At 33.7% G+C, this 13,409-nt stretch carries 13 protein-coding genes and 1 pseudogene; 13 read left to right on the forward strand and 1 reads right to left on the reverse strand.

Annotation, left to right across the window (positions count from 1 at the left end; translation table 11 throughout):
• The first annotated feature begins 116 nt into the window (after positions 1–116).
• Positions 117–962: a YitT family protein gene (locus tag MHB74_RS10385; RefSeq protein WP_061676411.1), complete on the forward strand. Its 846-nt coding sequence runs from the start codon at positions 117–119 to the stop codon at positions 960–962.
• A 46-nt stretch (positions 963–1,008) separates the two neighbouring features.
• Here MHB74_RS10385 and pdxR read toward each other — a convergent pair whose 3' ends face one another.
• Positions 1,009–2,409: a MocR-like pyridoxine biosynthesis transcription factor PdxR gene (gene pdxR, locus MHB74_RS10390; protein ID WP_061676410.1), complete on the reverse strand. Its 1,401-nt coding sequence runs from the start codon at positions 2,407–2,409 to the stop codon at positions 1,009–1,011.
• 130 nt (positions 2,410–2,539) lie between these two features.
• Here pdxR and MHB74_RS10395 point away from each other — a divergent pair, with 130 nt between their 5' ends.
• The 12 genes and pseudogenes from MHB74_RS10395 (at position 2,540) to essB (ending at position 13,382) form a co-directional block, all read left to right on the forward strand.
• The gene (locus MHB74_RS10395; protein ID WP_061676409.1) at positions 2,540–2,962 is read left to right on the forward strand and encodes a GNAT family N-acetyltransferase; all 423 of its coding nucleotides are present in this window, start codon (positions 2,540–2,542) and stop codon (positions 2,960–2,962) included.
• A gap of 147 nt (positions 2,963–3,109) precedes the next feature.
• A complete protein-coding gene (locus MHB74_RS10400; RefSeq protein WP_061676408.1) occupies positions 3,110–4,237 on the forward strand; it encodes a metallophosphoesterase in 1,128 nt (375 codons plus the stop codon).
• A 166-nt stretch (positions 4,238–4,403) separates the two neighbouring features.
• Positions 4,404–4,970: a GNAT family N-acetyltransferase gene (locus MHB74_RS10405; RefSeq protein WP_061676407.1), complete on the forward strand. Its 567-nt coding sequence runs from the start codon at positions 4,404–4,406 to the stop codon at positions 4,968–4,970.
• Positions 4,971–4,976: 6 nt separating this feature from the next.
• Positions 4,977–5,537 (forward strand): 2'-5' RNA ligase family protein, encoded by a 561-nt coding sequence (locus MHB74_RS10410; protein WP_061676406.1) that lies wholly within the window; start codon positions 4,977–4,979, stop codon positions 5,535–5,537.
• Complete coding sequence (locus MHB74_RS10415; protein ID WP_061676405.1) at positions 5,534–6,019, forward strand: GNAT family N-acetyltransferase; 486 nt, start codon at positions 5,534–5,536, stop codon at positions 6,017–6,019. The genes MHB74_RS10410 and MHB74_RS10415 overlap by 4 nt, the downstream gene beginning before the upstream one ends.
• A gap of 12 nt (positions 6,020–6,031) precedes the next feature.
• The gene (locus MHB74_RS10420) at positions 6,032–6,403 is read left to right on the forward strand and encodes a cupin domain-containing protein (protein ID WP_061676404.1); all 372 of its coding nucleotides are present in this window, start codon (positions 6,032–6,034) and stop codon (positions 6,401–6,403) included.
• Positions 6,400–6,829: pseudogene (locus tag MHB74_RS10425) on the forward strand (GNAT family N-acetyltransferase). Before MHB74_RS10420 ends, MHB74_RS10425 begins: the two are co-directional and overlap by 4 nt.
• A gap of 379 nt (positions 6,830–7,208) precedes the next feature.
• Positions 7,209–7,505: a WXG100 family type VII secretion target gene (locus MHB74_RS10430; RefSeq protein ID WP_000918598.1), complete on the forward strand. Its 297-nt coding sequence runs from the start codon at positions 7,209–7,211 to the stop codon at positions 7,503–7,505.
• A 126-nt stretch (positions 7,506–7,631) separates the two neighbouring features.
• Positions 7,632–11,378: a type VII secretion protein EsaA gene (gene esaA, locus MHB74_RS10435; RefSeq protein WP_340844036.1), complete on the forward strand. Its 3,747-nt coding sequence runs from the start codon at positions 7,632–7,634 to the stop codon at positions 11,376–11,378.
• Positions 11,350–11,853, forward strand: a complete 504-nt coding sequence (gene essA / locus MHB74_RS10440; protein WP_061678626.1) for a type VII secretion protein EssA — start codon at positions 11,350–11,352, stop codon at positions 11,851–11,853. Before esaA ends, essA begins: the two co-directional genes overlap by 29 nt.
• A 4-nt stretch (positions 11,854–11,857) precedes the next feature.
• Positions 11,858–12,109 (forward strand): EsaB/YukD family protein, encoded by a 252-nt coding sequence (locus tag MHB74_RS10445; protein WP_001007572.1) that lies wholly within the window; start codon positions 11,858–11,860, stop codon positions 12,107–12,109.
• Positions 12,110–12,182: 73 nt separating this feature from the next.
• Positions 12,183–13,382: a type VII secretion protein EssB gene (essB, locus tag MHB74_RS10450; protein ID WP_061678625.1), complete on the forward strand. Its 1,200-nt coding sequence runs from the start codon at positions 12,183–12,185 to the stop codon at positions 13,380–13,382.
• The last annotated feature ends 27 nt before the right edge of the window (positions 13,383–13,409 follow it).

Consider the following 13,409-nt stretch of genomic DNA (forward strand, 5'->3'; position numbering starts at 1 on the left):
CATAAAAAATCACTGTAAAGGTGAAACTTTTGTGTATATAAACTCATATCTTTGAATTAGTAGTAAAATTACGTTAAAATAATACTAAGAAAATATATAAGTTTTGGGGGTAATGAATGAAAAGGTTATTTGAATACATATTATTAACAATTGGCTCAATTATTGTAGCGGGTTCATTAGAGCTTATTTTAGCACCTAATGGATTAGTAGATGGCGGGGTAACGGCCATTGCTATCATGGCAAATAAAGTTGCTGGATTACCGCTGTACGGAGTGTTTTTAGGACTTAATATTCCTATCCTGCTATTTACCGCAAAAGTAATGGGGAAGAAGTTCTTCATCCGTACATCTTATGCAAATGTAGTTACAACACTCGGATTAATTTATTTGAAACCGTTTCCTGCGATTACAACCTCTGAACTATTAATTGTACTTTATGGCGGAGTATTGTTTGGAATTGGTGTTGGGATCGTTGTTAAAATGGGTGGAGCAATAGACGGATCAGAAATGTTAGCAGTTTGGATGAACAAACACTTTAAAGTACCGATTAGTACATTTTTACTTGCGGTAAATGCAGTTATTTTCACATTTGTAGCGATTTTATTTTCAATCGAACAAGCGATGTTCTCATTAGCAATTTTCTATATTGTTACGAAGATGATTGATTTCATATTAGATGGTATCAATCAAGGGAAAAGCGTTATGATTATTTCTGGTAAAAATAAAGAAATCGGCGATCTACTTATGAAAGAATTGCAATTATCTGTTACGTATCTACATGGAGAAGGTGGTTTTTTAGGAGAAGAAAAGAGAATCATTTATTGTATTACAAACCGTTTCATTTATCCGAAAATGAAAGATCTCGTTCTCTCTGTAGATCCAACTGCTATCATTGAAGCTTCTTATTCAACAGAAACAACTGGTGTCAAACGACCGGGAAGAACAGCGAGATCAGAAAAATAGTGAATGAAAATAGCTCCACGTAAGTATAACTTGCGTGGAGCTATTCTTATTTAAGGAACCAGGCCTTTTTCAGTAATTGGACAACAGTTTCGATACGATTCTCTGGAATACTGCCAAAACCGAGTAATACATACGATTCCTCTCTTTTATTATGAACAGAATCGTATGTGGAGAGAGGGTATAACTTAATACGTTCTTTTGCGGCCGCATGAATAAGTTCTTGTTCATTCATCCCGTTATGAACGTGAAGTACGATATGCAGTCCGGATTGTTCACCAAGTACATGAACGCTATTACCCATTTCGTTTGTAATAGATTTAATTAAAGAAGTATGTTTTCTTTTATATAACGTGCGACTTCGGTTAATATGACGTTCCCAATCACCATTTTGAATAAAGGTGGCAAAGGTAAGTTGTTGCAGCGTAGAAACCGTTTGTTTAAACATACCACCAAGTTCTTGATAAGCTCCTAATAGATGAGGGGGTAAAACGATATATCCCATTCGTAAAGAAGGTAAAAAAGATTTTGAGAAAGTTCCCATATAAATAACGCGTTCATTTGAATCTAGCCCTTGTAAAGAAGGAATAGGTTTTCCTATATAGCGGAATTCCCCGTCGTAATCATCTTCAATAATATAGCCCTTACAATCATTCGCCCATTTTAATAACTCGAGTCTTCTAGATAACGGCATAATGATTCCAAGTGGAAATTGGTGAGATGGAGTGACGTATGCTACATTGGAACCCGATTCACGTAAAGCGGAAATATGAATCCCTTTATCATCTAAAGGGATAGGGTGAACGGGAAGACCAGAACTTTGAATCATAGCAGGAATACGGTGAAAACCAGGATTTTCGATTCCGTATTCTTTTTTTTGACCAAGCAGTTGAAGTAGTAGCCAAAGAAGAGGTTGCGTACCTGCCCCAATAATAATTTGATTAGGTGAAGAATGTACCCCGCGAGCATGATATAAATATTTTGAAATATGTTCTCGTAGAACGAGCTCACCTTGTGGATCTTCTTTAGCAAATAATTCATTTTCATACTGAAATAAAGTTTCTTGTATTGCTCTTTTCCAGTTTGTTATCGGAAAAGCTTTTTGATCAATAAGCCCTTGGCTACAATCAAAATCATATTGTTCGTTTTCTTTATTGTTAGCACTGTTTGACGCGATTTGCTGTTTATTTTGAATGACATCGATATCAACTTCTGCAACAAAAATCCCGCGTTTCGGTTTGCTTTCTACATACCCTTCAGCTAGTAATTGTTGATAAGCAGATTCAACTGTAATACGGCTCACATTAAGTTGCATAGCTAAATTTCTGTGAGAAGGAAGGCGTGTACCGGCACATAGTGATCCACGAGAGATTTCTCGTTTCAAATATTCGTAAATCTGTATGTAAATGGGTGTTTTACTTTGCGATTGTAATAGGATAGTAAGATCCATTCGTTGACGCTCCTCTTTATACTGGCCTTATAAAAAAGAATAGAACTGTCACTTAAGTTAAGGGCAGTTGTTTTCTATAATGATGATATAACATTTAGAAAATTTTATAAATAGTAAGGAGAGATTCATAATGAATATTAGAGCGGTAGTAACAGAGGCAGACTTACATGATGTATTCCCAGTATTACAGCAATTACGAACGAAGCTTTCAAGAGAAGAAGCGAGTTCTTTATTTCAAAAAATGAAAGAAGAAAACTATAAACTATTTTCGCTACGTAATGAAGAGGGTGAAGTTGTGAGTCTAGCCGGTGTAGCAATTTGTACGAATTTTTATAATGAGAAACATGTTTTCGTATATGACCTTGTAACCGCGGAAGCTCACAGATCAAAAGGATATGGTAAAGTTCTGCTGTCCTATGTAGAAAAATGGGGGAAAGAAAAAGGGTGCAGTTCTATCGTTCTAACATCCGCGTTTCCAAGAATGGATGCACATCGTTTTTACGAAAGAGAGGGCTATGATAAGGTAAGTTATTCTTTTTATAAAGAGTTATAATACTAAGTAGGTTCCGTGTGCGAAAATATATGGAGCCTATTTTCTTTTCCAGATTTGAGCTAGGAACAGGTTTAGTAATATAATTTGTCGAATATTAGAAATTAACAAGGGAATATTGAATTTAGAGAATGTTAGGAGCGTTTATACTTGGAAAAAATAAAGAAATTGTCTATACCAAATGATGTAAGAGTCATCATTATTTCTGATATTCATGGAGAATTAGATCTTTTTAAGGAACTACTACATAAAGTTAATTTTCAAGATGAGGATTATTTAATTATTAATGGCGATCTTTGTGAGAAAGGAAGAGACAGCATCGGCGTTGTAAACTATGTGATGGATCTTGTAGTTAGTAAGCCAAACGTGTATGTAATTGAAGGTAATTGTGAAGTTGTAGTAGAAGCGCTTGTAAATGAAAACCCTGCGCTAATACATTATTTATGTACGCGAAAGAATACAATTTTTAATGAGTGGCTAGGTCAATTGAACGTTTCCATTAATGAAGAAAGTGATATTTGTGAACTGAAAAACATATTGATGGGCCATTTTTCAAAAGAAATAAAATGGCTAACAGAATTGCCAACTGCTATTGAAACAGAAGATTATATCTTTGTACATGCTGGCCTTGAAGATAGAGAAGATTGGTATGAAACGGAACGAAAAAATGCGATAGCAATACCGGAGTTTTTCAATAAATCACATAGCGCAAATAAGTATGTAGTTGTCGGCCATTGGCCTGTTGTAAACTATTCTGATGAAGCACCATCTAATAATCCAGTTATTGATAGCAAGAAAAAGATTATTGCGATTGACGGTGGAAATGCGATTAAAGAAGCAGGACAATTAAACGCATTTATCATTCAGAGGACAAGAGCAGGCGATACGTTTTCTTATACATATGTAGACTATTTTCCAGTGTTTGAAGTGATAGCAGATTTTAATGCAAACTCAGAAATGCAGGGCGGGGTGACATATCCGTATTATTACATAGAGCCTATGGAGAAGATGAAAGATTATACGGTATGTAAGCAAAGAGAAACGAATAAATTACTCTCTGTGAAAAATGAATATATTAGGCAACTTGATTCAGGTGAATACACAGTGAAAACTGATATTTCTTGTGCACAAATAAGCGTAAGAAAAGGGGACATTGTTTCTCTCATTGATAACAGATGTTCAGGATATGATTTAATTAAAAGAGATGGAGTAGAAGGCTGGATAGAGAAAGGTATTCTGCTTGAGATGAAAAAGAAGCAAAGTAAAATATTGAGCTGAAATAGGAGGGATGTAACCTCCTATTTTTTATTAACTAAGTAACGGTTACATATCTTGATTGATACCTAATAACAAAATTATACAATACAATAAACGATATTTGTTTTGATTTTTCTGAAAAATATTATAATTATATATGAAATAAAGAGAGATGTAGGAGGAAATTATGCAAAACGTAATAGTAAAAGGGGATAAAGTTACAATTCGTACAATTGAAGAATCAGATATAAAAACATTATGGGATCTTGTATTTAAAGAAGAAAATCCAGAATGGAAAAAATGGGATGCGCCATATTTCCCGTTCTCAATGCAAGAATACCCGTCTTATAAAGAGAGGATGCAAACGCGTTTAAAAGAAGAACCTCTATCCAATTTAATTATAGAACATAACGGTCAAATTATTGGGACAGTCGGGTTTTATTGGGAGTATAAACCGACGCGTTGGTTGGAGATGGGGCTTGTTATTTATAATCCAAATTACTGGAATGGTGGCTACGGTACAGAAACGTTAACGTTATATCGAGATTTACTATTTGAAAAGATGGAAATTGGCAGGGTAGGAATCACGACTTGGTCTGGTAATGAACGAATGATGAAAGTAGCCGAGAAAATAGGGATGACTTTAGAAGGTAGAATGCGCAAATGCCGTTATTATAATGGAACATACTATGATTCTATTCGAATGGGTATGATTCGTGAAGAATGGGAAGCGCTATATGTAACGAAGGGGTGAGGAAGTATGTACGTTATTATTGCTACATTTGATCGTGTGTTTACTAATAAAATTATAGAATTGCAAAATGAAATAATAAATATCATTGGCACAAATCAATTAGCAGGAGTAGAACCTCATATTACATTAGCTGATTACAATGAGTTAGATGTTCATTTATATAAGGAGCGATTAGAGGGATTTGTAGCTGTTCAAGAGAATATGGCTGAGGTAACTTTTCCTTCTGTTGGAACTTTTCCTACTAACGGGACGGTCTTTCTAGCACCGACCATTACAGATGAATTGTTAAAATTTCATCATTTTTATCATGATTATTTTAAAGCTTTTCATGATAATTTAAATTCATATTATGTACCAGGAAAATGGGTTCCGCATTGTACAATTGCAAATAAGTTACATGCAAATCAGTTTTTAAGTGTAATGGAATATATATATGAAAAAGTTGATTATGCAACAGCTTCAATTGAAAAAATAAAATTAATTAAGGTGAATTATGAAAATGGTTCTGCCATTTCTTCTAGTATATTAGCAGAATATAATTTTAAGAGAATGGAGACAACGAGATGACATATGTAATTAGAGAAATGAAGCAAGAAGATATTCATGCTGTACAATCAGTAGCGAAAATAGCTTGGCATGATACATACGAAGACATTATTCCGAGAAAGATTCAAGACAGTTTCTTAGACGAGGCTTATTCTGATGAAAAAATGAAATATCGTCTTGAAAATACACATTTATTCGTTGCGGAAGAAGAGGGAGAAGTAATTGGCTTTGCGAATTTTTCACCTGTTAGATTGCAAAACGAAGCAGAATTAGGTGCGATTTATTTGTTACCAGATCAGCAAGGGAAAGGGATCGGAAGTGCCTTATTACAAAAAGGGTTAACGGCATTAAAAGGAATTCGGAAATTATATATTCATGTAGAAGCAGCGAATGAAAAAGGAAAACGTTTTTATGAAGCGAAAGGTTTTGCGCAATTAGAGGAATTTGAAGAAGATTTTGAAGGACATATGATGCAGACAGTAAGGATGGTTTTATACGTATAAGGAGGGCTAGAAATGAAGATATTTGATTTTAGTGAAAAAATAGGAAAACACATATCCGCATTTCAATCTGATTTCATAATGTCGAAAATATTAACCCATAAAGGAAATATACATATCGGTGCTATGCATTTACAAGAGAATGGAATAATTGGATATCATGAAGCAGTTGTATCACAACTGCTTCTTATTGTGGACGGAGAAGGATATGTATGCGGAGAAGATAAAGAAAAAGTGAAGGTGGAAGCGGGACAAGCTGTATTTTGGGAGAAGGGTGAATTTCATGAGACGAGTACGGAAAAGGGATTGATGGGAATTGTAATTGAGTCGGAGGAACTTGAACGAGCAATATTAATGCCTATTAAAGAAGAGAGTTGTGATAAATGATAGAAAAGGCAAATCGGGAAGAAACGGATGAAATAATACAATATGCAGCTCAATCGCTTTTTGAAGGCACGAGGGGGAATTGTCAGTTAAGTAGAGAGAAAGCAATTGAAATTACAAGGCCGATTGTAGAAAAGGGAGCATATTATATAGTTGTTAAAGAAGAAAACAATGTAATGGGATGGATATTAATAGGGGGAAATACGGACTATTTTTCTCATGAAAAACTAGGGTTTATATACGAATTGTATGTTTTTCCAGAGTACCGGGGGGAAAGGGTTGTCAAGAAAGTTAATGGGGGCTGGTATTAAGGAATTACAAAAGAATTATTCGGAAATTCGTTTGAATGTATTTGCTGGAAATTTTGCGAAAGAGATGTATGAAGAATTTGGTTTTGTTGAAAGACAGGTAATTATGACTTTGAAGTGAGAAAAATATTGCAAGTGGGAGAAGAGAATATGTTGCGTATCTTCAAACGGTGTATCCGGCATAACAAATAGAATCAACTTACATAAATGAAATAGGACAAAATAATGATTAGTGAACACTATATTGCTGGAATTAAAAATTGATAAGTTCTTAAAGATACATAAAATAAAAGGTTTTCTTTAATTTTATAGTTGATTTATAGAGTATGTTTAAAAACACTAAATTAGTATTGTATAATATAGTGTTATTATAGTAAAAGAGAAATTTTGGAAAAATATCATTTTTTTATTTAGAAATTTTTAAATTATTGATATAATCAATTTGTAGAATTGATTTTGGGTTAATTTTACTATTTTTAAATTTTAAGGGGGATTTATTTATGGCAGGACAAATTCGCATGTCACCAGAGGAGCTTAAATCGAAAGCGACTCGATATGGACAAGGTGCAAATCAAATTGAGGACATTTTACGTCAACTACAAAACTTACAAAATGAATTAAGAGGAGAATGGGAAGGTCGTGCTTTCGAAGGTTTTGATCAACAGTTCAATCAATTAAAGCCAAAAGTACAAAACTTCGCAGAGTTATTACAAGAAATTAATATGCAACTTAATAAAACTGCAGAAGCTGTTGCAAGACATGACGAAGATCTTTCTCGTAATTTCGGTCTACAATAAGACAGATAAAAAGAACTATATAATTTAGCCATGCAACCATACGTTGTATGGCTAAATTACTTTAAAATTAGAGTAAGATACGAAGTCTTTAACTTAAAAGACTCGCAGTCGCAGGAGTGATAGGTAGTGAAAAAGTTCAAGTGGAGCATCTTGTTGTTTATTATTTTAGCTCTTGTGTTATCAACAGGGGTCTCCTATTTAGCGTTAAATCAAAATGTTAAGAAAGCAAATGAAAATACTACGCAAAAAATGACAGTTGCATTGGTAAATGAAGATCAAGGTACTGTATTTGAAGGTAATAAAATAGCGTTTGGAGATCAATTTGTTAAAAATGTAAATAAAAATACGAAACAAGAATGGTACGTAGTAAGTCGTGGTGTAGCAGAAAGTGGTTTGAAAAATAATAATTACAATATGATGATTGTAATACCTAACGATTTTTCTAGAAAGGCTGTTGCAATTGATTCAGAACTTCCAGAGAAATTAACATTAAATTACAAAGTAAATGCAACTGGGAATAAAGATTTGAAAGCCGAGGCAGAAAATACAGCTTCTGCTATTTTAGAAGATTTTAATAAGCAAATCATTGACGTTTATTTTGCAAGTGTTATCGGTAAGTTGCAAGGTGCACAAGATAATATAGGTAAAATAATTGAAAAAGGGACCAATCAAACGACTATGTATAAAAAAGATGTACATAGCCCGTTGGCAAATTATACAAACCAATTTAAAACAGTACAAGATTACACTGGTATTTCTGTTAATAGTTTTAAAGGATTCCAAGATGTTTTAAAAGGATTTGGACAAGCATTAGATGAAGGGAATAAATCTAATAATACGTATTTAGAAGGATTTAATAACTTTCAAAAAATACAAACGGATAATAATCTGTTAGCGAATAATTTTACAAATCAATTTAATCAGTATATGAGTGATATGAATTCAGGCGATGTTTTAAAGCAGTTAAGCGCATTAGAATCTGCGAATAAAATTATCGCAAATCAGTTTACGCTTTCAGAGAAAGATCCTAATATTTTAGCTGATGCTTCAACAATTCAAAAGTATTTAACAGATGTAAAAAAACAAGTGTCAGAATATGATACAGAACTTGCAGGGAAGTTAGAAAGTGACATTCAATCGACGATCCTTAAACGATTACAAAAGTCTATTTCAAATGATGGACAACATGAAGTAGTTATAAATTCGTTAATGAAACAACCAGATATTCGAATCAAGAAACAAATTGAAGATTTAATTAAGAAGTTGCCTAGTTTAAACATGGAAGAAATCGTACAAAGTGATTTGCCTGATGTAACGAAATTACAATTGAAAAATGTAATCCAATTTACGAATAAATATAATAAAGAAAATAATTTATATTATGACCCTGAAAATAATATATCTTTAGGAAATGCAATTAAAGAAGTTAAGGCGAATCTTTCTAAGTATGGAATTATATTCAATGATACAGCGAAAGTAATTGGAATGGAATCTCCACAAACTTTGACTGTAAGTATTCCTAGTGGCTTTGAGCTATATGGAAGTACAGATTCGCTGTTAATTGATGGTGTGGACCGTACAAGCGAATTCTTGCAAAACGGAACAGTTGCAATATCCGCACGTAATGATGGAGATTTAAGAATTAGCCTACGTGTGAAACTGATAGATCCAAACAGTAAAATCGATGTTTTCTCTCCTGTAACGTGGGAATGGAAACTGGACGGAAAAAATGAAAAAGAAACTATTACTGGAAAAGAAGAAACTAAAAAAGAAGAACCAAATAAAGAGAATGAAGGAACAAAAACAGATAACAGCAAGGTAGAAAATGTAGTAAATAAAACGCAGTATGGAATAATGCCGCTAGTAAACACTGTTAAAAAGCCTATCATTCAAAAGACAGAACAGAGTAATAATAACACCGAAGGAACTCCAGGAGGCGAAACGGGAACAGATAACGGAGGAAACCCAGGAGGCGGAACGGGGACAGATAACGGAGGAAACCCAGGAGGCGGAACGGGAACAGATAACGGAGGAAACCCAGGAGGCGGAACGGGGACAGATAACGGAGGAAACCCAGGAGGCGGAACGGGAACAGATAACGGAGGAAACCCAGGAGGCGGAACGGGAACAGATAACGGAGGAAACCCAGGAGGCGGAACGGGGACAGATAACGGAGGAAACCCAGGAGGCGGAACGGGAACAGATAACGGAGGAAACCCAGGAGGCGGAACGGGAACAGATAACGGAGGAAACCCAGGAGGCGAAACGGGAACAGATAACGGAGGAAACCCAGGAGGCGAAACGGGAACAGATAACGGAGGAAACCCAGGAGGCGGAACAGGGACAGATAACGGAGGAAACCAAAATCAAGGTGGTGGCTCAAAAGTTATCGAACGTACAAATAATCATGTTGTACATCAAAAAACTGAGACGTTAACAGATAGTACATCTAATGTATTAATTAAAGAAGCGGTGGAGACCGTTCAAAGTTATCAAGGTTTAATGAGTCTTTATCAAGTGTATTATGGGATTGATTTAAGAACGAATGATGTGGGGTCTAAGCTTGAAGAGGGAAGTTTAGATGCGATTGCTACGGATCATTCATTGTACTATATGTTAAATAAGCAAAGTGTAATAGATTTAATTTCAAATCTTGTTTCAGCTAGTATTACGAGTGAAGTAAAGCAAGATATGACAGGTTTAAAACAAAAAATAGACTCTTACCAGCAGCTCATTACTAGTGCAGATCAAAATTCAATGCTATTAGCAGAGAAGTTAAATGAAACGATGCAACAAGCAACTAGTATGAATCAAAATTTAGGAGAATATGTAAAAGGTCTAGCGAAATGGCGTGAGAGTAGCTTAAAGTTAGTGGAAGAGCAACAAGTATTAACGACTAATAATGCAGGTGAACAAACAGCTGTACTATCGTTAGACTCTGGTATTAAATCTTTAACGATGCAAACTCAGTCATTAGTAGAAAGTTCGAAGCATAGTTTAACGACATCAGATGATGTGTATAAAACATTTGACCAAATTAATGGACAAGCAAAAGAAATTCAAGAAAGCGGAACGACAATTGTTTCGAAAGCAGATTCTTTATTAAATGATTTTACGAAGAAAATGGAAGACGATAAAGCATTCTCGAAAAACTTCACGAAAATTTTAGCGAATAGTCGTATTGGAGATCGTCAAAATGAGATGCTATATGAGTTTTTATCTAGTCCAGTTCAGAAACAAAATGATGGGGTAATTGTAGCTGGTAATGCTTTTACACCATACTTAATCGTATTAACTTGTTTCATTGTTGCGTTATTTACAGCATATGCAATTGCGAATCAAGAAAAGAAACGAACACAATCAGATCATTTTGAAGAGAGATTCTCTTTAATTGATATGAATGTACCAACTACAGTAGTAGCATTTGGAATATCGATTGTGGAAGGAATCAGTATAGGAGTCATTTCAGGCCGTCTTTTAAAGTTCGGTCAGGATCAAAGTTTACTATGGATTGCGTTTATCACAATCATTATGATGGCGTTCGTATTAGTTTCAACATACTTACTACGACAAATAAAAATGGTAGGGATGTTTATCTTATTAGTATTTTTAAGTATGTATCTATTTTTAACTGAAGCAGTTGGAAGTAAAGTAGATCAAATGTCTTCTGTAGGTAAATTGCGTCAATTTTCACCGCTTCAATATATAGAAGGTTTTCTAAATGATTTTATTAGCGGTAAAGATACAGGAAAAGTTATTTTTATCGTATTGTTTGTAATTGCCATTATAGGATTAGTTAGTAATCTATTTGTATGGCACAAGAAATGGGAGGAAAAAGAAGTAAATGATCAAACAATGGAGCATAGTGGTTAAGTTATCATTTATTTGTTTCCTTTTACTGTTTGTCGCGCTACCGATTAGGAGCGCGGCGGACAGTTATCTTGGTGATGATGGAAAGATACAGTTTAAAGTAGACCGTTTTGAAGATAAAGACCAAGAAAAAAATAAAAAGGAACATAAGGAAACAGAATTAGATAAAGCATCAATTGAGTTATTTAATAAAGATATAGAAGAAGAAATTCAAAAAAAGAAAAAGAAAGAACAAAAAGAGATGGAATCCTTAAGAGATTCTCTTTTTATAAAACAAAAAGAAAATAATCGTGTTAAAGATACGAAAAATAGTTTGTTTAGCAGTGAATACATTGTAAGAAAAAGCGCTGATGAAGTAGCAAGTAATCAAACAATGAATGAAAAGCCAATCAGCACAACAATAATTATATTGTTAGGCGGAAGCGTTTTACTTATTTGTATAGGCATTTATACGGTTCTTCGAAAAAGTTGGAGGTAAAGTAATGGCAATACAAACGCATATTAATGTGACGGTAGATTTTAGTAAATGGAATGGAAATACATATGATTTGCGTATTCCGAATCATCAATCTATTAAATATTTATTGAAAAATTTATTAGATACGCTAAAGATCGATAATCATGAAGGTTCACATTTTGTAATGAAGGTGAAAAATAAGTCAATTGTTTTAACAGATAATGATCGTTTAATTGATCACCAAATAACAGACGGAGATATTTTACAAGTTTTATAAAGAATATTTCTTACTTGTAGTTTTTTAAAAATAAGTAATTACTGGTTATAAAGAAAAGGAGAAGAGGATAAACATGACGGAAAAAACAATTCAAATTGATGGAATGAACTATCAATTTCACATAGAAAAAGAAAATTGGAAATTGGAGATGACCAAATCTCAAACGCGTATAAAAGACTTCCGTCAATTCGATATAATTACGGGCGCATCATCTGACTTTGTACCATTAACGATAGAAGAAATGGATGATATGTTTACGTTTCTATTTCAAGTGGACAAAAAGTTATATAAGTGGGACGACCTTGGCCGTTTTGGAAGAAATGAGAAATTGAGACTGCTTCGAAATGTTGCGCAATTTCGTAAATATTTAAATAAACGAATTACGTTCTTTTTACATCCAGACAATATAGTTTTTAATGCGAATTTAATGCCAAGTATTATACATAGAGGAATTCGAGATATTGTTCCACCAACCCCGTTGTTAGAAGAGCAATTTTTAACGCAATACAAGTGTCTAATTATTGCTTTATTCTCCGAAAAGCACAATTTTGATGATTTATATGCTGGGTTACTAAAAGATGCAAAAGAAACAACATTTGAACAGACAGTTGCTCAAATGGAAAGCTTAGATGCATTACTGCAATTTCTTGATGACAGCTTTGAGAAGGAACAAACAAAAACAGAAAAAAATATGCAGTTAGTACCTAAAAAGAGCTATAAATCGTTTAAATACTTAGCTTTTTCCTTCATAGCGGCGACAGTTATTTTAGCTGCTCCTTTAATATATTTCACTTTTATAAAATTTCCTTATCAAAATAAATTGTTAGAAGCAAATGCGAGTTTCATAGCAACTGATTATGACAAAGTAATTACGCAATTAAATGAAGAGGAATTTGAATCATTACCGATTGCATCTAAATATGAGTTAGCATTTGCATACATTACAGCTGAAAAACTAGGTGAAGACCAAAAGAAATCAATTATGAAAAATATTAGTTTGAAAAGTGATGAAAAGTATTTGTTGTATTGGATGTATAACGGAAAAGGTAATTTTGATCAATCATTAGATTTAGCTAAAACTCTTGATGATCCTCAGCTTATTATGTACGGCCTTGTTAAACAAATTGAATCGCTGAAAAATAATCCGGATTTATCAGGCGAAGAGCGTGATCAAAAGTTAAAAACATATGAACAACAATTAGATGAATACCAAAAGAAATATGGCAAATCATCAAACGATAAAGACTCGTCGAACACAGAGAAAAAAGAGTAAGCAAGCACTTGATGAGACAGTTGAAAA

The sequence above is a fragment of the Bacillus sp. FSL K6-0069 genome, assembly GCF_038007785.1.
GTDB classification, from domain to species: Bacteria; Bacillota; Bacilli; order Bacillales; family Bacillaceae_G; genus Bacillus_A; species Bacillus_A mobilis.

Excerpts from the sequence above, each read along its gene's own strand:
- MHB74_RS10385 (WP_061676411.1), top strand. The coding sequence starts at position 117 with ATGAAAAGGTTATTTGAATACATATTATTAACAATTGGCTCAATTATT.
- pdxR (WP_061676410.1), bottom strand. The coding sequence starts at position 2,409 with ATGGATCTTACTATCCTATTACAATCGCAAAGTAAAACACCCATTTAC.
- MHB74_RS10395 (WP_061676409.1), top strand. The coding sequence starts at position 2,540 with ATGAATATTAGAGCGGTAGTAACAGAGGCAGACTTACATGATGTATTC.
- MHB74_RS10405 (WP_061676407.1), top strand. The coding sequence starts at position 4,404 with ATGCAAAACGTAATAGTAAAAGGGGATAAAGTTACAATTCGTACAATT.
- MHB74_RS10410 (WP_061676406.1), top strand. The coding sequence starts at position 4,977 with ATGTACGTTATTATTGCTACATTTGATCGTGTGTTTACTAATAAAATT.
- MHB74_RS10415 (WP_061676405.1), top strand. The coding sequence starts at position 5,534 with ATGACATATGTAATTAGAGAAATGAAGCAAGAAGATATTCATGCTGTA.
- MHB74_RS10420 (WP_061676404.1), top strand. The coding sequence starts at position 6,032 with ATGAAGATATTTGATTTTAGTGAAAAAATAGGAAAACACATATCCGCA.
- MHB74_RS10430 (WP_000918598.1), top strand. The coding sequence starts at position 7,209 with ATGGCAGGACAAATTCGCATGTCACCAGAGGAGCTTAAATCGAAAGCG.
- essA (WP_061678626.1), top strand. The coding sequence starts at position 11,350 with ATGATCAAACAATGGAGCATAGTGGTTAAGTTATCATTTATTTGTTTC.
- MHB74_RS10445 (WP_001007572.1), top strand. The coding sequence starts at position 11,858 with ATGGCAATACAAACGCATATTAATGTGACGGTAGATTTTAGTAAATGG.
- essB (WP_061678625.1), top strand. The coding sequence starts at position 12,183 with ATGACGGAAAAAACAATTCAAATTGATGGAATGAACTATCAATTTCAC.